At 38.3% G+C, this 25,737-nt stretch carries 23 protein-coding genes; 13 read left to right on the top strand and 10 right to left on the bottom strand.

The annotated features are described in order from the left end of the window. The first annotated feature begins 2 nt into the window (after window positions 1–2). From EA365_12765 to EA365_12755, 3 genes are all read left to right on the top strand, one after another. On the top strand, window positions 3–1,145 hold the full coding sequence (locus EA365_12765; GenBank protein ID TVQ43360.1) for a carbamoyl-phosphate synthase small subunit: 1,143 nt from the start codon (window positions 3–5) through the stop codon (window positions 1,143–1,145). A 24-nt stretch (window positions 1,146–1,169) separates the two neighbouring features. Beyond that, the gene (locus EA365_12760; protein TVQ43359.1) at window positions 1,170–1,568 is read left to right on the top strand and encodes an anti-sigma factor antagonist; all 399 of its coding nucleotides are present in this window, start codon (window positions 1,170–1,172) and stop codon (window positions 1,566–1,568) included. A 149-nt stretch (window positions 1,569–1,717) separates the two neighbouring features. Next, window positions 1,718–2,479 (top strand): tetratricopeptide repeat protein, encoded by a 762-nt coding sequence (locus EA365_12755; GenBank protein ID TVQ43358.1) that lies wholly within the window; start codon window positions 1,718–1,720, stop codon window positions 2,477–2,479. On the opposite strand, the gene EA365_12750 is transcribed toward EA365_12755, so the two are convergent. Then, on the bottom strand, window positions 2,471–3,262 hold the full coding sequence (locus tag EA365_12750) for a radical SAM protein (GenBank protein TVQ43357.1): 792 nt from the start codon (window positions 3,260–3,262) through the stop codon (window positions 2,471–2,473). The two genes, EA365_12755 and EA365_12750, sit on opposite strands and share 9 nt — an antisense overlap. Window positions 3,263–3,562: 300 nt before the next feature. Between EA365_12750 and EA365_12745 the strand changes: the two genes are divergently transcribed. Genes EA365_12745 through EA365_12735 form a run of 3 tightly spaced genes read left to right on the top strand, consistent with a single transcriptional unit; the run spans window position 3,563 to window position 4,989 of the window. Further along, entirely contained in the window at window positions 3,563–3,907 is a 345-nt protein-coding gene (locus EA365_12745; GenBank protein TVQ43356.1) for a nitrogenase, read from the top strand. 45 nt (window positions 3,908–3,952) lie between these two features. After that, a complete protein-coding gene (locus EA365_12740; protein TVQ43355.1) occupies window positions 3,953–4,726 on the top strand; it encodes a hypothetical protein in 774 nt (257 codons plus the stop codon). A 2-nt stretch (window positions 4,727–4,728) separates the two neighbouring features. Next, complete coding sequence (locus EA365_12735) at window positions 4,729–4,989, top strand: hypothetical protein (GenBank protein TVQ43354.1); 261 nt, start codon at window positions 4,729–4,731, stop codon at window positions 4,987–4,989. 32 nt (window positions 4,990–5,021) lie between these two features. Here EA365_12735 and pruA read toward each other — a convergent pair whose 3' ends face one another. Beyond that, on the bottom strand, window positions 5,022–7,988 hold the full coding sequence (gene pruA / locus EA365_12730) for an L-glutamate gamma-semialdehyde dehydrogenase (protein TVQ43353.1): 2,967 nt from the start codon (window positions 7,986–7,988) through the stop codon (window positions 5,022–5,024). A gap of 169 nt (window positions 7,989–8,157) precedes the next feature. On the opposite strand from pruA, the gene EA365_12725 reads away from it, so the two are divergent. Beyond that, window positions 8,158–9,918, top strand: coding sequence for a hypothetical protein (locus EA365_12725; GenBank protein ID TVQ43352.1), 1,761 nt, complete (start codon window positions 8,158–8,160; stop codon window positions 9,916–9,918). Between the two features lie 5 nt (window positions 9,919–9,923). Further along, window positions 9,924–10,829 carry a hypothetical protein gene (locus EA365_12720; GenBank protein TVQ43351.1) on the top strand — a complete coding sequence of 302 codons (906 nt, stop codon included), beginning with the start codon at window positions 9,924–9,926 and terminating at the stop codon, window positions 10,827–10,829. A 57-nt stretch (window positions 10,830–10,886) separates the two neighbouring features. Here EA365_12720 and msrP read toward each other — a convergent pair whose 3' ends face one another. From msrP to EA365_12700, 4 genes are all read right to left on the bottom strand, one after another. Further along, window positions 10,887–11,867 (bottom strand): protein-methionine-sulfoxide reductase catalytic subunit MsrP, encoded by a 981-nt coding sequence (gene msrP / locus EA365_12715; protein ID TVQ43350.1) that lies wholly within the window; start codon window positions 11,865–11,867, stop codon window positions 10,887–10,889. A 2-nt stretch (window positions 11,868–11,869) separates the two neighbouring features. Then, window positions 11,870–12,835, bottom strand: a complete 966-nt coding sequence (locus EA365_12710; protein TVQ43349.1) for a methyltransferase domain-containing protein — start codon at window positions 12,833–12,835, stop codon at window positions 11,870–11,872. Between the two features lie 103 nt (window positions 12,836–12,938). Further along, entirely contained in the window at window positions 12,939–14,831 is a 1,893-nt protein-coding gene (gene htpG, locus EA365_12705) for a molecular chaperone HtpG (GenBank protein TVQ43348.1), read from the bottom strand. A 77-nt stretch (window positions 14,832–14,908) separates the two neighbouring features. Continuing rightward, window positions 14,909–16,081: a glycosyltransferase gene (locus EA365_12700; protein ID TVQ43347.1), complete on the bottom strand. Its 1,173-nt coding sequence runs from the start codon at window positions 16,079–16,081 to the stop codon at window positions 14,909–14,911. Between the two features lie 226 nt (window positions 16,082–16,307). On the opposite strand from EA365_12700, the gene EA365_12695 reads away from it, so the two are divergent. Together EA365_12695 and EA365_12690 are read left to right on the top strand one after the other, a co-directional pair. Then, window positions 16,308–17,126 (top strand): hypothetical protein, encoded by an 819-nt coding sequence (locus EA365_12695; protein TVQ43346.1) that lies wholly within the window; start codon window positions 16,308–16,310, stop codon window positions 17,124–17,126. A 108-nt stretch (window positions 17,127–17,234) separates the two neighbouring features. Beyond that, window positions 17,235–17,453, top strand: a complete 219-nt coding sequence (locus EA365_12690) for a hypothetical protein (protein TVQ43345.1) — start codon at window positions 17,235–17,237, stop codon at window positions 17,451–17,453. 65 nt (window positions 17,454–17,518) lie between these two features. Here the strand turns inward: EA365_12690 and EA365_12685 are convergent, their stop codons facing one another. From EA365_12685 to EA365_12670, 4 genes are all read right to left on the bottom strand, one after another. Then, entirely contained in the window at window positions 17,519–21,739 is a 4,221-nt protein-coding gene (locus EA365_12685; protein ID TVQ43344.1) for a CHRD domain-containing protein, read from the bottom strand. Window positions 21,740–21,886: 147 nt separating this feature from the next. Then, window positions 21,887–22,357 (bottom strand): DUF3464 family protein, encoded by a 471-nt coding sequence (locus EA365_12680; GenBank protein ID TVQ43343.1) that lies wholly within the window; start codon window positions 22,355–22,357, stop codon window positions 21,887–21,889. Window positions 22,358–22,373: 16 nt separating this feature from the next. Further along, window positions 22,374–22,643, bottom strand: coding sequence for a 30S ribosomal protein S15 (gene rpsO, locus EA365_12675; protein TVQ43342.1), 270 nt, complete (start codon window positions 22,641–22,643; stop codon window positions 22,374–22,376). A 39-nt stretch (window positions 22,644–22,682) separates the two neighbouring features. Further along, window positions 22,683–23,438, bottom strand: coding sequence for a hypothetical protein (locus EA365_12670; GenBank protein TVQ43341.1), 756 nt, complete (start codon window positions 23,436–23,438; stop codon window positions 22,683–22,685). A gap of 16 nt (window positions 23,439–23,454) precedes the next feature. Here EA365_12670 and EA365_12665 point away from each other — a divergent pair, with 16 nt between their 5' ends. Genes EA365_12665 through map form a run of 3 tightly spaced genes read left to right on the top strand, consistent with a single transcriptional unit; the run spans window position 23,455 to window position 25,595 of the window. Then, window positions 23,455–23,907 carry a peroxiredoxin gene (locus EA365_12665; GenBank protein TVQ43340.1) on the top strand — a complete coding sequence of 151 codons (453 nt, stop codon included), beginning with the start codon at window positions 23,455–23,457 and terminating at the stop codon, window positions 23,905–23,907. 3 nt (window positions 23,908–23,910) lie between these two features. Continuing rightward, window positions 23,911–24,762, top strand: a complete 852-nt coding sequence (locus EA365_12660; GenBank protein TVQ43339.1) for a class I SAM-dependent methyltransferase — start codon at window positions 23,911–23,913, stop codon at window positions 24,760–24,762. Beyond that, complete coding sequence (gene map, locus EA365_12655; protein ID TVQ43338.1) at window positions 24,759–25,595, top strand: type I methionyl aminopeptidase; 837 nt, start codon at window positions 24,759–24,761, stop codon at window positions 25,593–25,595. Before EA365_12660 ends, map begins: the two co-directional genes overlap by 4 nt. Window positions 25,596–25,737 lie beyond the last annotated feature (142 nt).

The following is a 25,737-nucleotide window of genomic DNA, read 5'->3' as shown; positions in this document are numbered from 1 at the left end:
TTATGCCCATTATACAAGCTAGACCAGCTTTATTAGTTTTAGCTGACGGAACAACATATCACGGCTTTTCCTTTGGTTATCAAGGAACTACTGTAGGAGAAGTAGTCTTTAATACCGGAATCACAGGATACCAAGAAGTATTGACAGATCCTAGTTACCAAGGTCAAATAGTTATTTTTACTTATCCAGAATTAGGGAACACTGGAGTTAACTCCGAAGATGAAGAATCATCTCAACCCCACGTCAAAGGGGTTATTTGTCGTAATATTGCTAAAAGACCTAGTAACTGGCGTTCCACTGAGTCTTTATCTGATTACCTCAATAGATATAAAATCCCTGGTATCTATGGTCTTGATACTCGCTCTTTGACCCGTAAAATTAGGTCTGTAGGAGCAATGAATGGAGCAATTTCTACCGAAATTTTAGATGACCAAAAGTTATTAGCTGTAGCAAAAGATGCTCCTTCAATGGCGGGACTCAATTTAGTACAGGAAGTAAGTACAAAAGAAATCTATGAGTGGTCCGAAACCACTAACTCTGTTTGGGAATTCAGCGAGAGTAAAACAGCCAATAGTGAGCAACCTTTAACTGTAGTAGCTATTGATTTTGGGATTAAGAAAAATATTCTCCGTCGTCTAGCTAGTTATGGATGCAAGATAATTGTTGTTCCCCCAAGTACTCCTCCTGAAGAAATCCTTAAGTATAATCCTGATGGGATTTTTCTCTCTAATGGTCCTGGAGATCCCGCAGCGGTTAGTGAAGGGGTAGAATTGACTAAAGCTCTTTTAAAAGAGGGTAAACCAACTTTTGGTATTTGTATGGGACACCAAATTCTCGGTTTGTCTCTAGGAGCGACAACTTTTAAATTAAAGTTTGGACATAGAGGATTAAATCAACCCGCGGGTTTAGCTCAACAACAAGTAGAAATTACTAGTCAAAATCATGGTTTTGCTGTGGATGCAGATTCTTTAAGTCCTGAATTAGAAATTACTCATCTTAATCTAAATGATCGCACTGTAGCAGGATTAAAACATAAAAAATTACCCTTTTTCTCGGTACAATATCACCCTGAAGCTAGTCCCGGTCCTCACGATGCTGATTATCTCTTTAAACAATTTGTAGATTTAATGCGCCAAAAAAAGTAAATTGAGCTAGAATGTTTAGACCAAATATTTAGGACTAAGGAATCTAAGGAGGAAGTTATTGCAGAACAACTAAATCTGACTCTCAGTTTAAGGGGGACAAGAGAAGTCAGAGAAAATTATCAAATTATTCGTTTAACTGGTCTTTTAGATGCTTACTCGGAACAAACCTGTCGCAAGGTAATTCTCTCTTGTCTAGAGACAGGACCAAAAAATTTAGTATTAGTCCTATCTCAAATTGATTTTGTTGACAGTTCCGGGTTAGGAGTATTGGTACAAATTGTCAAAGCAACTCAAAATGAAGGAGGAACTTTACAAATTGTTACTAACGCTCGGGTGACTCAAACAGTAAAACTTGCTCGTCTAGAGAGTTTTCTTCCCCTTCACCCTTCTTTAGAAGCAGCTTTAGCACAAGTTGAAGCTTGATGAACAAATAGGGCTTTCCAGAGGAGGGGCGAGCAGCAATGCTCAAACCTTACTCAACAATTAAATTGATTAGATAACGATTATGGAAAACTGGTAACAAATTACGCTGAGAACAACATTTAAGATAGACTATTTTTGGCTCAGATAAAATGCTAAGTAATATTTTTACTGTCATACTATCGTTATCCCTGTTTTTAGCAACAACCATAGGACAAGGTGATAATCTCAATAAAGAGGCGATCGCCGCTATGTCAGCGGGAAATTATGCTCAAGCAGAAGCTTACTTGACTCAATTAATCGACGAATTCCCAGACAATCCAGCTATCTGGAGTAATCGTGGTAACGCTCGTGCAGGACAAAATAAGTTAGCAGAGGCTCTCGAAGATTATAATCAAGCTATTAGGATCGCTCCTTTGCTACCAGATACTTATCTGAATCGGGGAGCAGTATTAGAAGCACAAGGTAAATTTACAGAAGCGATCGCCGATTACAATCGCCTTTTAAGTCTCGATGCAACAGACGCTATGGGCTATAATAATCGGGGTAATGCTCAAGCAGGGTTAAAACATTTTTCTGAAGCACTAAGAGACTATCAGAAAGCGGTAGAGTTACAGCCCCAATTTGCCCTAGCTAGAGTAAATAGCGCTTTAGTCTTATATCAATTAGGAGAAAAAGAAGCTGCGTTAAAAGAATTACGTAATCTAGTACGGAGGTATCCTCTGTTTGCTGATGCTAGAGCAGCTTTAACCGCTGTACTCTGGAATCAAGGATTACGTGGAGAAGCCGAGAGTAATTGGGTATCTACTTTAGGATTAGATAGAAGTTATCTAGATTTAGATTGGGTTAAAAATGTTCGTCGTTGGCCCGATGACATGGTTTTAGCTTTAGAGAATTTTATTAAGTTACAGTAGCTTCGGTAAACGCACTGGTATATTAGTGATATGGTTAATGGTAAAGGCGATTCCTTCTACTACCTCAGCATTAACACAGTTTAATTTTCTTACTTGATAAGGGCGATTTCCATCAGTTGAGTGGTTACCTCTTCCGTCAAGCTGATGGACTAAGGGTTTAGGACGAAGGGGTAAATTAAGTTGAATTTCCTGGGGTGTTAGGGTTGAGACAATCTCGGTATATCGATTGAGTGTTTGAGCATTCCAAGGAGATAATATCATAGTTTGAATACTCAGTTCTCCGTGATATTGTTCGGCAAAAGTTTGCATACCCTCGATAAGTTCAGACCAGTTAAAATCTTCTACACTACGATTAATGCGTCTAACCTGGTCAAAATCTGTCCCGTCTAATTTTATAGAAACTTTGCTGGCTAAATTTAAAGCTTCTCTTACTTCGGGTAAATTAAGTAGAGTTCCATTGGTTAAAACCAGAGTCGGTTTTTTCGTAAGTTGAGAGATTGTCGTGATAATTTCTCCCAAATTCAGCGCTAAAGTTGGCTCACCATTACCACTAAGAGTAATAATATCACTATTTTGCCAATCTACCTGTTGTAAATCTGTGAGAATCTGCTCTGTAGTCACATAAACCGCTCTGTCTCTGGTTTTACGCTTAATTTCCCCAAGTTGACAATAAACACAATCAAAAGAACAAGTAGAAATACTCCCAATGGGATCTATTCCTAAAGAGCTTCCATAACGCCACGAGGTAACCGGACCATAAACAGATGAGGAGTGTAAATTCATAGGGCAAACACTTAAGTAATAGTGCTATTAATAATTATTATAATAGTTTAAACTAGACTTAAACAACTAGAAAGTTTAAGTTTTTTTACTTATTAAATATCCTTAAGCAATTTATACATAGATATTATCAATATTTTTCATTATTTCCGGTCCTTTTTGAAAAATTTGTGTTATTAATAGAATAGAAACCTGTAAAAGTCAGAGCCCATATAACAGTATTTATCTCTATTAAGCGAAATTATTAACAATAGCTTAAATAAAGATTAATAATGTTTAAACTAGACTAAGGAAGTAATAATCATGGACGTAACCGATTATACAGTTAAGCAGATAATTTTATGGCATTGGCATTATCCAGAAGAGGAAAAAAAAGCTAATAAAAAAGTAAAAATAGACTTATTACTTCCTCTCAGAAAATGGCTAGATAACTTTGAAATAAACAATTCTTCACTAGCTCATCGTATTTGTAAGTTGATCCCCTCTCAATGTCCTTTTGCCAGAACTATCAAAGTTTGGGGAAAAACTCTACTGACAATTCCACCTTTGTGTAAAATTAACCCTGTTTATGACGAGTTAATGAGTTTGCGTTTTCGCGCTCTTTCTTATTTAGCAGAATGTGGTGAAGATGTGAGCAAATACTGCTAAAATAATCAAGTAAAAGAATTTGCCATCGTCTGAAATAGTTGTAAAATGGCGATAATTGCCCTAAAAGCTTGGTATATTGAACAGTACGAACCCCTCACAGAAATAGTCAAACGACCCCATGATCTACGCTTGAGTAGAAATAGCTTGTTGAAGTCTGGTTTGAGAGCAGACTTTTTAGACGACAGTCAACAAGTACAAGCATCCACATGGTTTAGACGTTATCTCGAAGGAGAGAAAGTAGAATTTTATATAGAGGGAAGCGGTGGTTATGTCATCGCTAACATAGACTTAATCTCTCAAGAGGTTTATTTCACAAAACAGGAATTATTAGCCTCTCTTAATCCGATCGTCTTTTTTAGCTATCAAAGAGAAGATGCGATCGCCTACGAGGGCTTGTTAGAAGTCTTAAACAAGAGTATCGCAGAACTTAATCAGAAGTTACGCTTTCCTCTTACCTTAGAAATGGCGATCAGATCAACAGAAGAGTCAACCAGGATGAGTGACTCACAACTACGTAAAATTCGCAAGAGTTTATTATTTATAGCCGATATCTCTCCCCTAACAGTGTTTAAACAGGGAGAAAATGCCCTGTTATTACCATCACCTAACGTTTGTCTAGAGATTGGCTATGCACTCAGAGCTAAACACCCTCAACAGATATTATTAGTGAAAAGAGACAGAGAAGATTTAGAGGGTGATTTTCCCTTTGACATAGTAACCCATCAACAGTTAAATTTTAGTAATGTTGTGGAATTGTCAAAAACCCTCTTGCCAATGCTAACAACAATGTTACAGAAGTTTAATTTGTTTAGTTATTAATAATGCCCAGAAAAGCAGACGAATACGGAGTACATTTATTTTTAACTGGTGGTCATCGAGAAGAGATTCGTTTTTCTACCATTCAAGATTTCCAGCAATGGTACACCAACCATCTTACACCAAAAGCTCACTCAGACGATTTTATCAACGTTCCCATTAAAAACATTCAGGGTGAATATATGGTCATTCGTCCTTCGAGTATTATCGCTATTAGAGTAGAACCAATCTTTTTTGGTAGTGTTGAACGAACACAAGATCAATAGTAGGGCACTCTCAAAAAGCGCCCCAACTTAATTTATTCTGCTCCTTCAATAGGTGCAAAACCTTGGCGTTGAATATTTTCGGTAATTAAGCGAGGTTCAAGGAATTGCAATAGGTAGTCAGGGCCACCTGCTTTAGATCCCACTCCTGAGAGTTTAAACCCACCAAAGGGCTGACGAGCAACGATCGCTCCTGTAATGTTACGATTAATATAGAGGTTACCTACAGCGAAATCGCGACTAGCTAAATCTATATGTTCTGGGGTACGAGAATATAAACCACCTGTAAGAGCGTAATTAGTACCATTAGCTACCTCTAAAGCTTCCTTAAAGTCTTTAACCTTAATTACAGCTAACACAGGTCCAAAGATTTCCTCTTGAGCGATAGTAGCATCAGGGGGAACATCGGCGAAGATAGTAGGGCTGACAAAATAACCCTCTGTAGGTACTTCTCTCTCTAATAATAGGGTTGCTTCACTTTTGCCTTTAGCGATATATGCTAAGATGCGATCGCGCGCTGTCGCGTCTATAACCGGACCTACTTCAGTGCTAGGATGTTCAGCCGGTCCAATATTTAAAGAGCGTGTCGCTTCGGTGAGTCGATCTAAAAAGGTTTGATAAATCGTTTCTAGCACAATTACTCTGGAGCAAGCGGAGCATTTTTGTCCAGTATAACCAAAAGCCGACTGTACCACTCCTACTACTGCTTGGTCTAAATCCGCACTTTCATCGACAATAATCGCATTTTTACCCCCCATTTCGGCGATAACGCGTTTAAGATGTTTTTGTCCTGGTTGTAATATTGAAGCTTCGTTATAAATCCGACAACCTACTTCTTGAGAGCCTGTAAAAGCGATTAGGTGTACTTGAGGGTGTTTAACCAGATATGCTCCTACCTGAGAGCCTTTTCCTGGGATAAATTGAAATACTCCTGGTGGTATTCCCGCTTCTACTAACACTTCAGTAATTTTAGCAGCGATAACCGAGGAGTTTTCCGCGGGTTTGAGTAGTGTACAGTTACCTGTAACTAAAGCTGCGACAGTCATGCCCATAGCGATCGCCATCGGGAAATTCCAGGGTGAAATCACCACGGTGATACCGCGAGGTTGATAGACATAGCGGTTATTTTCTCCCGCGACGTCGTAGTTATAACCTGAGTCTAGACGTTCCATTTCTGCTGCATAATAGTTACAGAAATCGATCGCTTCGGATACTTCTGCATCAGCTTGACGGAGTGCTTTACCTACTTCTAGACAAATCCAAGCGGCTAACTCATAGCGTCGTCTCTCCATGATTGTGGCTGCTTTACGCAGGATTTCGGCTCTTTTACTAGCGGGAGTTTTCGCCCAAGCCCGAAAAGCTGCTACTGCTGCTTGCAGGGCTGTTTCTGCTTGCTCTGTATCGATTAGGGCGATTTTGCCCACTATTTCTGTTGGTTTACTCGGGTTAACTGAATCAATGACGTTAACAGTATTAATATATTCGCCATTAATCAAGGGTAAATAGGTTTTACCTAGAGAAGCTTTTACTTGATTTAAGGCTTGTTCGGCTTGTGATCGTAATTGTTGATCACTATAATCTGTATCAGCTGCTCCCCTATAAACTCCTTCTGGGGTTTCTTGATGTGTTTCTACCTTAGTTACTACTGGAGGTGCGATTAATTCTGCTACGGGTTTATCTTCGAGACTCTGTCTTAAGAAAGAGCTATTAGCGGTATTTTCTAATAATCGACGAATCAAATAAGCCATACCAGGTAAGAGGTTACCATAGGGTGTATAGACTCTCACACGGTGTCCACGTTTTACTAAGGCTTTAGCTAGAGAATCCCCCATCCCATAGAGTACCTGCATTTCAAAACTGCGACGAGGTATATTTAAATTTTCGGCGATCGCTATCGCTTTAGCTTGAGATCGTACATTATGAGAGCCTACCGCTGCATCGAGATATTGATGATTTTCCAGCAATAATTGAATTAAGCGTTCAAAGTTTTGGTCTGTAGCTGCTTTTTCGTTATATACTGGTTGTTGCCAATGATTTTGTTGTGCTTTAATCGTTTCTTGATCCCAATAAGCACCTTTAACCAATCTTACGGTTACTGGTGTGCCTCTAGTTTTCGCCCATTGAATTAAACCTTCTAAATCTTGAGAGGAATCTCTGAGGTATCCTTGTACAGTTATTCCGATATCTCTACGGTTACGGAATTCTGCTTCTAGGAGCAAATCTTTAAGAATAGAGAAGGTTAGGTCTTTATATTGATATTGTTCCATATCAAAGTGGATCGCTGCTCCTACTGCTTTAGCTTTTCTTAACAAAATCCGCAGGCGATCGCACACTTTCTCTCTGCTTCCCACTGGATCGATTGGGTCAAATTGAGAGTAAAATGCGGTTAATTTGACGGAAACTTGGACTTTAGGTAAAGATTCTCCCCCAGCTTCGTCTATTTCACTTACCTTTGACCATTTTTTACTTTGTTCGCTGAGAGTTTCGATTAATTCTATATATCTATCCAGGTATGATTGAGCTTCTACATCAGTAATTACCGCTTCTCCGAGTAAATCGATAGTAAACGCCATTTTGTCTCTGCGCAGACGCTCTACCGTTTTAATTACTTCTTTAATATTCTCTCCCGCGATATACTTATAAGCGAGAGATTCTACCGATTTAGTAATCGTCGCTGCTGCTATTTGTGCTGGAGCTGAGTTAGCATCAGTAAAATTAAGAACACCTTTTAAAGCTCCTGGTAACTCTACCGACTCATCACCGAGATACTGCTGTAGATGACGAGCTATTTCTCTCTTACTCTGCAAAGCTGGTAAAGCATCGATAAATCTAAATAGTTGCACCCGTAGATTAGGGTTACTCATCGCCCAACCGAGAAGCTTATCTTCTAAACTGATGCTTCCTAAGAATGAGCGTTTCTCCCTACTCATCTCTAGTAGTTGTTTAGCTATTTCCTGGGTTTGATTTTCATAGTTTTGTGGGGATTTAATCTCTGTAACCACTTGTGCTTAACTCCTTTGCTGCTATATCTAGAGAGAGAAGAGTTCTCTAAACACTGTTAATTTTCTACAAACATTCTATCATATCAGATTTACAAGTTTAAATATGTTAACACTGTAACAAAATCTTTTGACTATACTAGATATAAGCGAGAATGGTAGGTTTTTAGTCATGGTAGCCCATCCTTTTGAATTGCCGCATATTTCTCTAGAAAACTCAGAAGCTTTTGAGGAAGAAGGTAGAGTAGCAGTCAATGTAGTTTTAGACAATCCTCACCCGAACAGAAGAGTTAGCCTGAGATATTTTACCTTTGATTACGACAATCAAGCTGTAGGTTGGCGAGATTTTATCCCCCAACAAGGTAGATTAATTTTTGAACGTGGTGAAACAGAAAAACAGATAATAATCGATATTAATAACGATGATATTCCCGAAGGTGATAAAACATTTGGAGTTAAGATTTTTAACCCAAACCACGCCACAATAGCTGATGATGTAGCGATCGTCACTATTAAGGATGATCTACAACAAAACTTAAGAGAAGCTCAACCCATTATTTCTATCGCTAATAATCAAATAATTTTACCAACAGCTACTAATAACCAATTAGAATTTACGGTATCTTTAACAGAAGCAAGTCAAGAACCGATTACAGTTAACTATAACACATTTTCTCTCTCAGCAACGGCAGATGAAGACTTTACTCATCAAGAGGGATCATTAACTTTTGCACCAGGAGAATTAACTCAAAACATTACTGTAGAAATCTTAGCCAATCAAACAGAAAATGAGATTAAAACTTTTGGGATTCAACTATCAGAGCCAGAAAATGCGCAATTTTCTCCTCAAGAAGTTAGTTATCTAGCTGTAGGTGGTATTCTCAATCAACCAATCAGACAAAATGGCATATTTCAACCAATTGTTAACACAACATTATCTGGAAGAAATATCAGTATTAGTGATGGATTGGTTCAAGATAATACCATAGAGTTTACTGTATCTCTAAATAGACAGAGTCAAATACCGATTCACGTTAGATATTTTACATTTGCTGATGTAGATAGAGCAGAATATCCTTTCATTCCTGAAGATAATTTACTCATTTTCCAACCAGGGGAAACAGCAAAAAATATTAATATTTCTTTAGTGGATAATTGGGAAGAATTAGCAGAAAATAGTAATATTACTGGAGTTAAACTTTATCAAAGTAAAGGAGCAAGAATCATGGATGATATTGGTATAGCAATGAGAGAAGTAGAAAATCCCGATAATTCGGACGTAGAAATAACTACTCTAGCGTTGGGAGAAGAGGGTGGTTTTGATGATGGTATTATTGATGATGAAACTGCCATTTTACCGCCAACAGACGACGTAGAAATAACTACTCTAGCGTTGGGAGAAGAGGGTGGTTTTGATGATGGTATTATTGATGATGAAACTGCCATTTTACCGCCAACAGACGACGTAGAAATAACTACTCTAGCGTTGGGAGAAGAGGGTGGTTTTGATGATGGTATTATTGATGATGAAACTGCCATTTTACCGCCAACAGACGACGTAGAAATAACTACTCTAGCGTTGGGAGAAGAGGGTGGTTTTGATGATGGTATTATTGATGATATCCAATTTAGTACTGAAGCGATAGGAGAAGAAGGTGGTTTCGACGATGGTGATATTTTACTTGATCAAGGGGAAGTGACTACTCTAGCGATAGGAGAAGAGGGTGGATTTGATGATAGTGATCTTGATATCGTACCAGAAGAACTAGCCACTAACCGTGCTGTAGGAGAAGAAGGGGGAGGATTAGTTAGTATTCTACCACCTGTTGGCGAGACTGAAATAAGTACTCGCGCTATGGGAGAAGAAGGGGGATTCTTTAACGAAGTTGGTGATTTTCTAACTAACGGTGATACTGATTTATCATTTCTCTAAGTATAATGTCTATTTTAGTATTAGGGAATAACACTGAACCTCACGCAGTACACATACTAACAGAGTTAAAAAAACAAGGATGTGATGCACATTATCTTGATACATCCTTGTTTCCTGGGCAAATTAGTTTATCTTGCTATTCTCAAAATCATCAAGGAAGGTTAAAACTCCCTAATGGTGACATTCTTGCCTTTGAGGAGATTAGTAGTGTTTTTTGGCGTACTATGTATCCTGTCAAGATTCCTAAATTAGAAGATCGCCAACAATATCAAATAGCCCATAATGATAGTATGAGTACTCTAAGGACTTTTTTACAAGAAAGTTCCATCCGTTGGGTTAATTCTTGGCAAGCTTATCAATTTCATCGGGAAAAACCTTTACAACTAAAAAAAGTACAACAACTAGGAGTTAGAATCCCTGATACTTTAATCACCAATGAACCTCAAGCAGTGTTAGAATTTGCTCAACGTTATCCCCAGGTTATCTTTAAACCAGTTTATGGGGGTGCTCATACGGGTATTTTATCTCAAGATTATTTAGATACTCAACGTCTCAACAGAGTTTTAAAGGTTTCTCCGATTACTCTGCAAGAGTATATACCAGGTACAAATATCAGAAGTTATGTTATTGGTAAATCGGTTTATAGCGCTGAAATTCGTAGTAACTCTGTAGATTTTCGCCGGGATAAGCAAACACAGTTATTACCCGTACAATTACCAGATTCTCTCATCAATGATTGTTTAAAGATTACTCCCGCTTTGTGGTTAGAATGGACTGCTATTGATTGGCGATTAACTCCTGATGGTGAATATGTGTTTTTAGAGGCTAATTTTAGTCCGATGTTCTTATATTTTGAACGTCAGACTAATTTTCCTATTACTAAATCTTTATTACAATTACTTGTTGGATGAATTATAGCAGTCGCCATAACTAATTAAACGGACATGATCTAAAGCTATTAACTTATATTAATACAATAAAGATACATACTCCCCATAACCATTATAGGGTAGAGTTTCCTTAACCTCCCAAGTTAAACCAGGACCATTACTGATAAAGCGTTCCGTAGCTTGAGACCAACGAGGATGAGGTTTAGTGGGATTAACATTAGCCTCAAAATCGTACTCATTAGGAACTAAGGTATGCCAATAAGTAGCTGGTTGAGTCTCGACAAATTCAATTTTAACGATGGATTTAGCCCCTTTAAAACCGTATTTCCAGGGAATAACCATACGTATGGGCGCCCCATGTTGTTTGGGTAAATCATGACCATAGATACCTACTGCGAAAAAAGCTAATTCATTAGCCATCTCCTCAATACGTAAACTCTCTTGATAGGGCCATGGTAATGATCCCAGATGAAAAGCAGGACCTGTGGTAATTTCAGGATCATAAAAAGAGGTAAACCTGACAAATTTTGCCCTATAATCGGGTTCAACTGCTTTAATTAAGGCTGCCATAGGAAAGCCAACCCAGGGTAAAACCATCGACCAAGCTTCCACACAACGAAAACGATAGATTCTCTCTTCTAGGGGAAATTTGGTTTTCAGGTCATCTAAATCATAGGTTTGGGGATATTTAACTAATCCTGTTACTTCTACTCGCCAATTGTCAGTAGGTAAATTTTGGGCGTTTAACCAGATTTTTTTATTACTACCAAATTCGTAGAAGTTATTATATTGACCAGCTAATATCTCTTTAGTCATTGGTCTATCTACGTTTTGCCAGTTAGGGTTAGGGGTTACTCCTGGTATAGTAGGTAATGCTAGGGTTTTTTCTAAGGTAGTTTCCGAGAGGGATTTCTGGCAACCTGTTAAAGGGGCGATACTAGCGATAATACCTGTTCCTAAAGCTGCTTTCAGGAAACGACGACGATTAAAGTAAACCTCCTGAGAGGTTGCCTGATTTTCTTTACTTTGCCATGGTTTGGGGATGTGAATAAAAGTCATAATTAAACTTCTTGTAGTTCTTGACAATCTGCTGTAGTTCTAACCGCCTTAAACATACCAAAACGACAAAGACCTGTACTAAATGCTAAGTACATAAGTAATATAGTAGGTACTTCTCGAAGAGATTTGAGGAATCCTGAGAAACCAAAAAGGATTAAACCTTTAGGTCTAACTATACCTTGCCAAATAGAATCTAACCAAGAAGGTAGGGTTTCTTTTGTCCAATCCGTGGTCATAACTTCTCCTGCCACTAATCCTGTAGCGCTGAGAAGTTCGGCAAAGCCTTCTATACTAGCAAAAGCAGGATGAGACCACTGATCCAACAATTGACGCATAACTAGTTTTTCCCAAAAGTTGAGAGGTTTTTTCGACTCACATCTTTGATTCCAGTCAGCTACTACTAAGATTCCTCCTGGTTTTAAAACCCTCATTAATTCTTGCGCAAATTTAGCTTTATCTTCCATATGTGGTCCTGCTTCAATTGACCAAACTACGTCAAAACTCCCCTCGCCAAAAGATAGGTTTAAAGCGTCATCTACCGCAAATTGAGCCGTAATTTCACTAGGGGTTAATTCTTGTGCGCGTTTGACTTGTTGAGGACTTATAGTTATACCTGTGACTGCAAAACCATAATCTTTAGCTAGGATACGACTACTTCCGCCAATTCCACAACCTACGTCTAAAACCGTTGTCCCTCGGGGTAATTTATCTAATCCTCCCCATTTAACCATGGCATGGACAAAGTCAGATTTAGCTTGTAAAAAGTTTTTGCCTTGTGGAGGTGAACCGTAATAACCTAGATGGATATGTTCTCCCCAATAAAATTCTAAAATACCATCTTCTGTCCATTCGTCATAGGAGTTGGCTACTGTTGCTGAAGATTGATAACGACGAGGGGTGATTAAATATATCACCATACCCACGGTTATTAATAAGGCGATCGCTCCAAGGGGATAATAGATGTACATAAGAGTAGTTGTTGAATTCAAACAAGAGTTAAAGTTGATCACGATTAAACTACTAAGATAAAAAAAGGGGGTTAGACGAACTAACCCTTTATCTACTTTAATACTATTTGCTTAATCGTGTTAACACTTGATTAGAACGTTCGAGGAATCCTTTAATAGCTTCTGCGTCAAAGGCTTTTTGCGCCATTAAAGCTAAATCGTACACGTGTTGGCACATTAAATCTACTAACTCTTGTGTATTTGATGTACCTGTTTCCTGAACAATCATTCCTTTACTCATTTGATAAATGTTATCGATCAAAGGGTGAGTAGTGTTAATCACTAATACATGATCTTCGGGAAAAGTCATGTTTTTTTGCTGCATTAACGCAGTCATTTCTTGCAGACGTCGCATCGCTTCAGGTAGCAAAATCATCGCAGGTGGGGTAGAATCTGGGTCATCAGATTTGAGTGATTGAGTTTTGACGTTAACTCGGGGTTTATTGAGTGCTTTCTCAAAGAGTTCTTTAATGACTTCCGAACGAGTTTTATTACTGGTAGGATCAACTAATTCTGTCTCTTCATCTGTTTGTAAGAGGGTTTTATCTAATTCAGAATCTACCCGAGAGAATTTCACGTCTTGATACTCTTGTTCGAGGAAGGGGATAAAGTAGTTAGCATCGATAAAGGTATCGAGGAATAATACTTCTATTCCCTGTTTTTTGTACAATTCTACATAAGTACTCTGGGTATCTGGATCTGTACAATAAAAAACGCGGTTTTCGTGTTTGCTTTGGTTGCGCTCTAAATAAGCTTTCAGTGTGGTATAGTTATCGCTATCTTGACTATCTTCTGGTTGATAGGTGGTACGGTAGATGATGATATCTTCTACTTGTTTTTTGAATTTTTCGTCTTTGAGTGAACCGTATTTGACGAATGTTCCTAAGTCTTGCCAACCTTGAGTATAAACCTGATAGTTTTCTTTATAGAGACTGTTGAGGCGATCGCCTATTTTTTTGGCGATAAAGTCAGCGATACGTCTGACGGTACGATGGTTAGTTAGAGAACTTCTCGAAACGTTTAAAGGAATATCAGGACTATCGATCACACCACGTAGGGGCATTAAAAATTCTGGTATAATCTCTTCACAATGGTCACTGACGAAGACTTGATTAGAGAACAGTTTAATGTGTCCTTTGGTAATGTCTATATCTCCTCGTAGTTTAGGAAAATAGAGAATACCGTTAAGTAAAAAGGGATAATCTGTGTTGAGATGTACCCATAAAATCGGATCTTCGGTAAAGGGGTACAAATAACGATAAAATTCTAGATAATCCTCTTCTGTCAGGTTTTGGGCTGATTCTTTCCAGGGCGATCGCTGTTTATTAATTACTTCTCCATCTAGTTTGATGGGAACTGACATAAAGTCACAATAGGTTTTAATTAATTGTTGAATGCGGGCTTTTTCGAGATATTCTAGTTCATCATCTAGGAGAGTCAGTGTAATGGTTGTTCCTGGTGTTGTACGTTCTGAAGGGGTTAATTCAAATTCTGGTGAACCATCACAAGACCAGTGTACAGCTTCTGCGCCATCTTTAGAGGATAAGGTATCGATTTCTACTTTTTTGGCTACCATGAAGCTAGAATAGAAGCCTAAACCAAAATGACCTATTAAATCATTGGCGTCTTTTTGATATTTACTGATGAATTCTTCCGCGCTAGAAAAAGCTACTTGATTGATATATCTTTTTATTTCTTCAGCTGTCATACCAATTCCGGTATCACTGACTGAGAGGGTTTTATTTTCTGTGTCAATATTAATTTCTATTAAGGGTTCGGCTAATTCTCTGCTAATCTCTCCTGAGTAAGCTACCATCTTTAATTTAGCGATCGCATCGACGCTATTAGAGATTAATTCCCGTAAAAATATTTCGTGATCTGTGTAGAGTGATTTTTTGATAATCGGGAAGATATTCTCTGTGTGAATCGTGATGTTACCTTTTTCTAATACAGTCATATCTCTTCTCCTTGCTTTTATTTTCTCATTGTCTCTGATTCTGTTACTATCTTAGTTTAGGAATTTCACCACTAGATCTATTCGGTTTTCCCCTTATTTTGATAAGCTGTAATCATTTGTTGAGCGATCGCTTGCCAACTATACTTCTCTTGGGCGATTTTTTGGGCTTTTTCTCCTTTTTCTCGTCTTAATTGTTCATTTTGACAAGCTTCTAACAAAACCTTAGTCAAATCCTTAGCCTGATTATCACATACCCAACCTCCTGGGGCTATATCCTCATAAATATATACTTGTTTTGAGACAACCACAGGTGTTCCCATCGCCATTGCTTCTACTACTGCGATGCCAAAATTTTCATAGTATGAGGGTAAAACGAATAAATCGGCATCTCGTAGTAATTCATATTTATACTCACCTTCTACAAAACCTGTAAAATGAGTTCGAGACTTTAAAACAGATTGAGAGACGCGAGTTTTAATTTGTTGTTCATATTCTTGATTTTGGGGATTACTTCCCGCTAAGACTAATTGGAAATCCACCCCGTCAGAGTAGATATTCTCTAAAGCTGTCATCAATAATTCTAGTCCTTTTTTGGGGTCTAAACGCGACATAAACAGAATCAGTAGTGATTGCTCATTTATCCCCAATTTCTGACGTCCTTGCCCTAATTTTGGCATAACTGAGGGTATATTTACTCCTAATGGTCTAATTAAATCTTTAGTTTGACAGCCAAAACGTTCTGAGATTTGACATTCCTGTTCACTGGTAAAATGTATTCCTTGAGCGTGAGCTAAATTATCTCTTTCCCATAAATAAGCATATATTTGCTTAAGTTGTTTTTTTTTGCACAAATCAGCTGGATCTAAAGTACCCAAAGGACGTAAAATATAGGGTAATTGTCGATAACGAGCGATTTTAGCTGCTGCTGTACTCACAGGTGAAAATAAAGCGTGTATATGAGCTAAATCATAGTTATTAGCGTTTCTGTATAACCAAGTTAATAACCCTAGGGAAAACTTATAACGTCGCCAAGGTGAACAACGAAAATAAATAACCTGATAACCATCTTGTCTTACAGGAGTTCCTAGTGGTACAGTTAAGGGTAGTTGTCCTTGATCACCATTAGCATTTGTAGTAATAATTGTAACATCTATCCCCTCTGAGGCTAAAGCTTGAGACAATCCTAAAACCATTTGACTAGGACCACCATAAATCAAGGAAAGAGAAGGTATAATCTGTAAGATGCGCACTTTGGTTATTATTTGAATTGAATAGGTATCAGAAAAAATACTGATGCTAAGGGTTGATTTTCTGAGTATGTTTAAATTAGCTCACAAGTCAAAAATGTGCTATACTGACGCTCAATAGCTAAGACTGTCGGGTGCTGCCTTTGAGTTTGAGCTAGCTATTGTAGCAGTGTCTTAAGCTTTTTTGTCCTTGCACCCTATAATAACCATTAAAAGTATTTTAACAACAATGTCTTATTCATGGTTTCCCGAAAAAGCCACAATAGCTCAAACACAGGTAATTGCCCAAGCACCTAACACCGACTCAGCCCAAGCAAACAATATGGCGGGACGAGTGTTAACCTATATACCTATAGCATTAGCTGGTTTATTTTTTGCTCTTTTCCTTTATAGTCAATGGCAACTCAAGAAAAAAACTAAAGCTTTAAGTCTAGAAGAATATAAGTATAAAGATCTTAAAAAAAAGCTGAAATTAGCTTTAAGCACTATTCAGAAAATGGAAACTAACCCTGATTTGGTACATTCTCGTGATTTTAACCTGGATTATTTGAGAATGCGCATGGATGAGGAGGTTTTTCACTACGTTATCGTTAACCAAATTAAAATAAAAGTTAAACAACTTATTACTCAGGCATTACGACCAGACACCAAAAGAGAAACCACTGTAGGAATAGCTAACACTAGTGGACGCAAAGTCGATAAAACCTTTGATGTTACTTATGAAATAGAAACTAATGGACAATGGCGAACTAATGTTTTATTTCGTGTCCAAATCAAACTGACTAAATTACCGCTTCGCACTAGTTCTAGTCTTGTAGATGAGATTATCGTCTGTATAGAATATTATCTTTGTCCTGATGATAGTCAAGATAATTGGACACCCACGATCAATGGTAAAGTAGTAGTAGTAAGTTGGGATCAGCGCGCTAGACCGACTCCTCTGTTGGTTTTAGAACAAGCAGAAGAAGGAAGCGTCATTCTCAAAAATGACCAATGGGGAAGATCAGCCAATTCTAAAAATACTCCAGGTCAGCAGATCAGTCAATAAGGCACTATTTGAGACATTTATCAAAAAAATGGGTTAAAAACGCCCTGCTTCAGGAGGGCTTTTCTTGATTGTTGATAAGCTAAAACGCATTTAAAGGAAAAAGCTACAGTGTCATCACCAGTTCAATTTCACCAAATTTTAGAAATGATTGATTGTCTTTCTCTTGATGAACAACAGGATTTAATTAATATTGTTCAACATAGACAAATGGAAAAAAGAAGGGAAGAAATTGCCAATAACATTAATCAAGCACGACAAGAATATGAACAAGGACAAGTTTTTCGTGGTAATATTGATGATATTATTAATGAATTAAATAATGACTAATTTAGTTCTTAGTTTATTTTCACTACACCCTAGGGCGCAAAGCTTGCGCCCCTATAGGTAAGTAATTAAGCAAAAACAAAACTAGATTCTGTCAACTCAGAAACTTGAGTATTCAGCAGAATGGCTAAATCTTGATTAGCAGGTGTCAGACTAACTACAGTATTGCTACCGCTTTGAGTAATATTTAAATCTTCAAAACTAAAATCAGTAGTAGCCAAGCCGATGACATCTTCTCCTGGAGTAAAATCAGTGATAGTTTGAGCCATTGGGGGTATATCTTCAGAATCAGTGACTAACCAGAATTGATCCGCACCTGGTCCACCAGTAACCACATTGTTACCTTGACCATTACCGAGGAACAGAATATCATTACCAGAGCCAGCGATAAGGCGATCTCCGTTACCTGCAAAGATCAGGTCGTCTCCTGATCCTAAATCAATGCGGTTACCACCATTGGCTAAAGTAATGTCAACTACATCATTACCAGCACCAGTAAAGAGATTTTGACCTGCACCTACAAACATTTTCTCTCCTGGTAAAACGCTATCAAAGCGATCGTCTCCATCTGTACCAAAAACGTTTTGGGGTAATTCAGAAATAGGAGGTTCTACAGGAGAATCTGACGCTAGAGAGTCTTCACGATAAGAGAGAATTTGAATACGAGTATCTTCTTCTCTGAGAGTATCAGGAGTACCCAAAGGTACATCATCGGAGGGATCATCAGTTCCCATGCGCGAGAATTGATAGAGATATTCTGCTAGAGAATCTTGTTGTGAACCGTTACCAAATACAGGAGCGTTATTAGGAAGATCAGCAGGTGTTTCAGCGATAACCCCTCCAGTAGAATTTTGAGGATCATTAGGATCGAGATTGACACGATTTTGATTCTCAATAAAGCTAAAGATCCGACTAGCATTAAAACCTAGAGTAGCCATACGAAAGACCTGAGCTCCAGTCATAACTTCACCATCTTGAATGATAAAGTCACCTAAACTACCATCTTCGTTGAGGAAACGAGCATTACGTACTCTCATTCCTTCGGGTTGATCTGGATCAAAGGAATAAGCGAAACCGCCAACTTGGTAAGCACCATTATCGCCATCACCGTTACCTAAACCGTTAATTGACTCTAGGGCTATTTTAAGTTCTTCCCCTGTAATATCAATTAAAGCGATACTATTATTAAATGCTAAAGCACTTTCTATGTCTGCTTGACTAATACCTCCTGCAGGTTTACCTACAGCTTCGTTAGCATCATTGGGGGTGCGACTATTATCGGGTAAAATCTGTCCAATTGAAGCGCGGATGCCACTACCATTACTCATGGAAATAACTACATCTTCATCCCAGAATCGACTATACCAAATGTAGCTATCGTGAATCAGGTTAGCTAAGTTAGTTTCTTGGTTACGGACACCGTCAAAATCACCACCTAGTCTTTGTCCATTTAAGAATTCATCGGTGATACCATACCAACGAGAGTCTTTATCGTTCATTTGATTGCTCAAAGCAGTGGCTAAATTATCGATACGAGAATCGTATAAATTGGTAGCATTGAGAGCCTCAACTTGACTGATATCACCAGGATAAGCACGACTAACACTGATATCAAAATCTAGGTCTGTACCGAAGTTATATTGACCATCACCATTAAAATCGTTGACGATTACACCATCTGAATTAAATTCTAACTGTAGATAACCGAGGTATTCATGATTCATATCGGTGTTAACTACAGCGGTGGGTAATCCATCAGCATTTTCTAGAAGCAGGGGATAGGATTCAATCTGATACTCGTCACCAGGATAGAGAGGATTAGCTCGATTTTGGAAGATAGTGTTAGAGCCACCCGCAATGTAAACATCTACATCTTTAAGACGGGGAACTAACTCATCGATATCAATATTAATCCTTTGCATATGAGTAGCAACGATTACTTTATTGACATCATCTTCAGTACCCAAAATGTTATCTGGACCTGCGATCGCCCGATCAATTTGTTCTTGAATGAGGGCGGCTAGATCATCATAACCTTGTTCATCAGCTACCCAATTTTCAGGAGTGACTATACCACCATTAGCCACTGAATTAGAAGCCAAAGAAGGCATAGTGGGGGTAGTAGCGGCTACCACAGCAAAAGTTTCTCCACCAACATCGATATAAAGTGGATCCATGGTTGTTTGATTACCCAAACCTTGAGCGGAGCGCATTCCCTCTACTTGTAGTGGACCTAAATAAGGATCAGCAGCAAAGTCCATATTACTGCTCATATAGGGGAAGAAAGTACCAGGATAGGTGCGATCGAGATTTAATACTGATTTAACTTCTCCTGATTGATAGTTTTCGCTATGAACATTGACATAGAGTTCGCCGTTATTTAAGGCTTCTTCCAACTCTTCGGTTAAAGTAATTACCCCTGTGAAATAAGCTGATAATCGATCTTCAGTAGCATTAACTTCTAAAGGTGCAACCACTGCGCCACCATCAGCAGCATTATGAAGATGAATTGAACCTAAATCAGCTACTTCGTAAAGAGGGCTACTTAAATCAGCGACATTACCATGAATTCGTAAAGTCCGAACGGTTTCTTCTCCATTCTCAGTTTCTTCTACAGCAACGGTAAAGGAATTATCAGTACGTCCATTAGCAGAGGTTATATAATCTTCTTCTACAGGAACAAAAACATTATTTAAACCGATAGACAAATCAGGATTAGCAGTGATAGCTTGAGCTACTTCGTCGGTAGGTATATCAAATTCATGATTACCCCAAGTAACAGTTTGCCAGTTTAAGTAATTATTGATCATTACTTGTCCTGAGCCTTTTAATCCAAAGATTGCCTCACTAGCATCTAGATATAATCCTGCGATCCATAAATCACCTGAGTTAATAAAGAGAGTAGGATCATCGTTAAGACTGCGTAAACGGTTCATTACCGCTGCATTACGATTAGCATCTTGAGGAGCTGCGGCAAATCCTTCTTGATCAGACTGATGAAAGAGATTTACTCTGAATACGTCGTCGCTATTATTGCCTAGGCTGATATCTACAAAAACAGCATGGTGATCAGAGACTCTGTTATCATATCCATCTCTAGCTTGATCAGTTTCAAACGTTCCTTCAGGTAAAAATATATCTCGGTTAAGGGGATCTTGTGTATCGGGATAAAAAATTCCTGAACTCTTAATATCTAAATTATCCGAGGGTAAAACATAATCTACTCTTAAGTCAAAGCCTGAAGTATCATGACCTGGATTACCTTGCTGATTGTAAACTTCTGGGTTGCTATCTTTTTGTAGATAGGCTGCTTCTACACCCCCTGCAGCAAAGGGAGTAACGCTGGTATTAACATTAGGATGGGTTAAAATTTGATTGATCGCCCCACGCCCTAAGCTAGGATCGCCTTTATCAGAATCACCATCTACAGGATCAGCATTTTGATCACCCATAATGATAAATCTAGCCCCTGCTGCTAAACCACCGACATTACCTTGATCATCGTAGATATATTCAGCGCGATCGCCTCCTGATATATAATCTGCCCAAAGACGAATCTCGTCGTTATTGCGTTTTAAATTACGTTTTTCTGCACCATCGAAAACTGGAGGGGTGGGGTGACTAGCTAAAACATGAATTGTTTCGCCATTAACATTAATTGGTACATCAATGTGGTTTTTAGATGATAACCTGAGTACATCGATCGCTTCGGCAGAGAAATATTCAGTTAAGGGCGTTGTTCCTTCTGCACCTATATTTGTTTCTAGATAACCTCCTGGCATATCTTTCCAGAGAAACTCTTGAAAAGTTCGCACATTATCCTGCTCAATTGGGTATTGAGAGAGTACAACCATACCATATTGACCGGGGAAGTTGCCAAAACCATAGGCATCATTAGGTAAAGCAATTTGACCGTCATTATTTAAATCTACTGAGGCTAACTCTCCAGTGTTAGTAGGCGGAATATATACATAGTTATACTCAATCGGATCTAGGTTAAAGCCATCTACCTGTTGAGGAATTTCTAGATAATTTTGCTGAAATAGACTAATTCCTTCACCATTAGGATCATAGTCAAATTCTTGTAAGAGTAGAATCTCAGGACGAAGATACTGAATAATTGCTGCATTATTTTGAGCTAGTTCATAATCTGTTTCTTGGAGAATTTCTATTAGTTGACCTTCTTCTGTACGGCGATCGCTTAGAGCACTGTTGAAAGTCATAAACCGAATTGAGTCTGGAGTAGATTCAGGGTTATTTAAAACCTCAACCTCTGTAATAAGTGACATTTTTCTCAATAAATTTAAGTTTACTTTCAGTCAGTCACTATCATAAAACCTTTGTATTAAGTAAACTTTATCAACAGTTTAAGAATAGATTATAGATTATGGTAATTTTAACTAAAAAATCCCCAACCTAAAAGGATGGGGAGCATATCAACTGTTTTTAGCTTCTTTTCTGGCGCTTTGCCAAGCTGAAGTCATTCTACTAAAATTGACGCGGAATTCTCTAAAACCCCAAAAACTTCCTGCTGTATCTTCATCCCAAGAAGCTGAGAGAATCCCATAACTTAAACCAATAACTCCTGAACCGAAAAGACCCATAGTCACTAATACTACAGCGGTAGTTGGTACTTTAAATAACTCGTTACTGACAATCCAATAAAACATAAAAAAAGATGATATTCCCAAGAAAGTAGGAATACCCGCAAAAGCCATCATACGAGTAATCATCCGCTTACTGACTATATCGGGTATAGCGGACAAATTAGCCTTATTGGTATCAAAAGCAGAGTTTTCGCGGTATGGTGATTTAATTGGTGTAGGTTCAGTTGTTTGTGGAGGAGATTTTTTCTTCTTTTGACGTGGTTCAAAAGGTATTTTTTCCCGTGAAGACTCAGAAGCCATAGTTTTTGAGGTAATATTAACGACGAAGACCAAGACGTTTGATCAGTTGTTGGTAGCGATTGCTATCTTGTTTATTAATATAAGCCAAAAGACGTCTGCGACGACCAATCATTTTCAACAATCCTAATCTAGAGGAATGATCTTTAGGGTTAATTTTCAGGTGTTCGGTGAGTTGGTTAATACGGTTAGTCAAAAAAGCAATTTGTAAATCCGATGACCCTGTATCGGTTTCGTGTATTTGATATTGAGCGATGATTTCTTGTTTTTGTTCTTGAGTTAAAGCCATTGTTGATTTATTTAAAAAACACTGCAATCTCTTATAATATCATAAAATCAATTCAAGTACACAGTATTGGACTCCCGTCTCAAAAATTCTCACTCCTCCACCTTCAGCAACAGTTTGTCTTAAAGCGTCTGGATTGGTAACTCTAACCCCTGCTAAATAATTAATCCCCATTTGTGCTAATTCAGGTAACCAAGGTAAGGTAGGACCGATTAACACTAATTGAGCATCTTGTGCTAATTCGACCAGACGAGGGAAAGTTTTATTGACGATAGAAGTAGCCGTCAGAAACACCCAATCAGCATCAGGTAGATAATATTCACAAGCGGGATCTGGTAAATCATTACCCGTTGGTTGACGTTCAATTACAGTGATTTCCATCTCTGCTTCATATTGTGCTAAACGAGGATAACGACCAATAACCACCACCTTTTTACCACGTATTTGGGGGAGAAAATGGTCAAAAACGGCTAAATTAGCAGATTTATTAGTAGTGATAGGGGTTGCTTGGCAGATTAAAGTAGATTGACTATTGATAGCAGCATTAACCGCAGCCATACCTACTGTAGCTTCATAAATATCCCAAGAACGTAACCAAGGGGTAAGATTAGTTAGGGGTTGATTGACTAAAGTGCCCGACCAAGGTAAAGTACGATTAGGGATACCAGGACTCATAGCTAAGCCAATAGCATCGCTTTGACACATAGTCCAGGTTAAGCCAATTACAATCTCTTTGACGCTATGATCAACTTGACTAGCGTCGAGGAGTAAATTATATATTTCTCGGGGATTAAGCATAAAGGATTATCTTAAGATGGTAAAAGTAGGCGATCGCGCTCCAGATTTTGCTCTGACCTCTCAATCAGGTCAAACAGTCAAATTAAGTGATTTCTTGGGAAAAAAGAACGTAGTCTTGTATTTTTATCCTAAAGACGATACACCAGGTTGTACAGCAGAATCTTGCGCTTTTAGAGATAGTTATGAGGTTTTTAGCGAGGTTGGAGCAGAAGTAATCGGGATTAGTGGGGATTCTGTTGATTCTCATGTACGTTTTGCTGGTAAATACAATCTTCCTTTTACTTTGTTGAGTGACCAAAATAACCAAGTGCGCAAACTATTTGGTGTACCCGCAACTATGTTTATTTTACCAGGACGTGTGACCTACGTTATCGATAAAGAGGGAATCGTTAGACATATTTTTGATTCTATGTTAGATTTCAAAGCTCATGTAGAAGAGTCGTTACAAATTCTCAAAACCTTGGGGTAGTCTATGTCTCAACCATCACCATATTTTGATAATTTACCCACTAGAATAAACAAGGGCGATCGCACCGCTGGGATGGCTTTTGGCAAACACATCCATTGGGGTTATTGGGAGAATCCACAATCAGCGACAGGAACATTAGAAGACTTTGCCGGGGCTGCAGAAGCACTAAGCGCGAAAATGGTAGAAATAGCCCAAATTAGCGACAATCAGACGATATTAGACGTAGGTTGTGGGTTTGGGGGGACAATTAGTTATCTCAATGATCATTTTGATTATCTCAAGTTAACGGGAATCAATATTGATGGAGAACAAATTAAAAGAGCACGGGAGTTAGTTAAGCCTAAAGGTAATAATAGCATAGACTTTATTAACGCTAACGCTTGTGCCATACCCTTAGATAGTTTAGAAGGCGATCGCCTTCTAGCGGTAGAGTGTATTTTTGCTTTTCCTAGTCGGTTAGAATTTTTCCAAGAAGCTTATCGGTTACTCAAACCAGGAGGAAAGTTAACTATCTGTGACTTTCTCCCTGTACCTTGGTTTGCAGGAATTTGGCAATATTGGGAAAATAAGCTTAATCCCCGTATTGCTACCACCTATGGAACAGCTAAAAGTAGTAATCCCGTCTTCAGCTTTATCTCTCTGTCACAGTATCAGGAATTAGCTCAAAAAACTGGATTTAAATTGGCTACAGTGGTAGATATCACTAAAAATACTTTACCAACCTATCCCATCGTCAATCGCATCATGAGAGAAGCTAATCCCAACTCAACTATTTTTAATACCACCGAGGGTTTAGCGATCATTAGTCGTTTCGGTTGGATGGGTTATTTGATTCTCGATTTTGTTAAAGAATGAAAATAATTCAAAATCTCTTATTTACCCAAATTCGTAAACAACTTTCTTCACCTCCAGTAATGCGTCAAAGTCGTCGCGGTATAGAAATAAAATCGGCAGCAGAAATAGATATTATGCGCCATAGCGGTAAAATAGTGGCTACTGTCTTAGCAGAGATAGCCGCTATGGTTGAACCAGGTATGACTACCGCCGATTTAGATACCTACGCTCAAAAACGCATTGAGGAAATGGGTGCAATCCCTAGTTTTAAAGGTTATCATGGTTTCCCTGGTTCGATTTGCGCTTCGATTAATCACGAAGTAGTCCACGGTATCCCCAAAAGTAATAAAATAATTCGTGCAGGAGATTTACTTAAGGTTGATACAGGTGCACATCAACGGGGTTATCACGCTGATTCATGTATCACTATAGCTGTAGGTCAAGCCTCGGAAGAAGCCTTAAAGTTACAAAGAGTAGCCCAAGAAGCGTTAGCTCTCGCTATAGCACAAGTAAAACCAGGTAATTGTCTTTTGGATATCGCAGGAGCGATCGAAGATTATGTTAAAGCCCAAGGATATAGCGTAGTCGAAGAATATACAGGACACGGTATAGGCAGAAATCTACATGAAGCACCTGCTGTATTTAATTTCCGCAATAATCAGTTACCAAATTCTACATTACGCCCAGGAATGACTTTAGCTATTGAGCCAATCGTCAACCAGGGTTCAAAATTTACCAAAACTTTGAGCGATCGTTGGACTGTAGTAACTGTAGATAATTCTCTGTCTGCTCAATTTGAACATACTATTTTAGTTACCGCTGATGGTTATGAGATTTTGACTGAAAGGAATTAGGCAAGAGGGAAGAGGCAAGAGGGAAGAAGTTAGGTCAGTCAACCTTGATAACTATAATTAATTACAAATATAGATATTAATAGACAGATTCCCATTATCTAAAATTGTAGGTCAAATAAGCGTACTTTGTCAACCCCCACAC

This window comes from Gloeocapsa sp. DLM2.Bin57, from assembly GCA_007693955.1.
In the GTDB taxonomy this organism is placed as follows: Bacteria; Cyanobacteriota; Cyanobacteriia; order Cyanobacteriales; family Gloeocapsaceae; genus Gloeocapsa.
Note: the sequence above shows the minus strand (reverse complement) of the source record. Positions and strands in the feature narration are given on the sequence as shown.

Bases quoted from the DNA above. Each gene is read 5' to 3' on its own strand.
- EA365_12765 (TVQ43360.1), top strand. From the start codon at position 3: ATGCCCATTATACAAGCTAGACCAGCTTTATTAGTTTTAGCTGACGGA.
- EA365_12755 (TVQ43358.1), top strand. From the start codon at position 1,718: ATGCTAAGTAATATTTTTACTGTCATACTATCGTTATCCCTGTTTTTA.
- EA365_12750 (TVQ43357.1), bottom strand. From the start codon at position 3,262: ATGAATTTACACTCCTCATCTGTTTATGGTCCGGTTACCTCGTGGCGT.
- EA365_12745 (TVQ43356.1), top strand. From the start codon at position 3,563: ATGGACGTAACCGATTATACAGTTAAGCAGATAATTTTATGGCATTGG.
- EA365_12740 (TVQ43355.1), top strand. From the start codon at position 3,953: ATGGCGATAATTGCCCTAAAAGCTTGGTATATTGAACAGTACGAACCC.
- EA365_12735 (TVQ43354.1), top strand. From the start codon at position 4,729: ATGCCCAGAAAAGCAGACGAATACGGAGTACATTTATTTTTAACTGGT.
- EA365_12725 (TVQ43352.1), top strand. From the start codon at position 8,158: ATGGTAGCCCATCCTTTTGAATTGCCGCATATTTCTCTAGAAAACTCA.
- EA365_12720 (TVQ43351.1), top strand. From the start codon at position 9,924: ATGTCTATTTTAGTATTAGGGAATAACACTGAACCTCACGCAGTACAC.
- msrP (TVQ43350.1), bottom strand. From the start codon at position 11,867: ATGACTTTTATTCACATCCCCAAACCATGGCAAAGTAAAGAAAATCAG.
- EA365_12710 (TVQ43349.1), bottom strand. From the start codon at position 12,835: ATGTACATCTATTATCCCCTTGGAGCGATCGCCTTATTAATAACCGTG.
- htpG (TVQ43348.1), bottom strand. From the start codon at position 14,831: ATGACTGTATTAGAAAAAGGTAACATCACGATTCACACAGAGAATATC.
- EA365_12695 (TVQ43346.1), top strand. From the start codon at position 16,308: ATGTCTTATTCATGGTTTCCCGAAAAAGCCACAATAGCTCAAACACAG.
- EA365_12685 (TVQ43344.1), bottom strand. From the start codon at position 21,739: ATGTCACTTATTACAGAGGTTGAGGTTTTAAATAACCCTGAATCTACT.
- EA365_12680 (TVQ43343.1), bottom strand. From the start codon at position 22,357: ATGGCTTCTGAGTCTTCACGGGAAAAAATACCTTTTGAACCACGTCAA.
- rpsO (TVQ43342.1), bottom strand. From the start codon at position 22,643: ATGGCTTTAACTCAAGAACAAAAACAAGAAATCATCGCTCAATATCAA.
- EA365_12670 (TVQ43341.1), bottom strand. From the start codon at position 23,438: ATGCTTAATCCCCGAGAAATATATAATTTACTCCTCGACGCTAGTCAA.
- EA365_12665 (TVQ43340.1), top strand. From the start codon at position 23,455: ATGGTAAAAGTAGGCGATCGCGCTCCAGATTTTGCTCTGACCTCTCAA.
- EA365_12660 (TVQ43339.1), top strand. From the start codon at position 23,911: ATGTCTCAACCATCACCATATTTTGATAATTTACCCACTAGAATAAAC.
- map (TVQ43338.1), top strand. From the start codon at position 24,759: ATGAAAATAATTCAAAATCTCTTATTTACCCAAATTCGTAAACAACTT.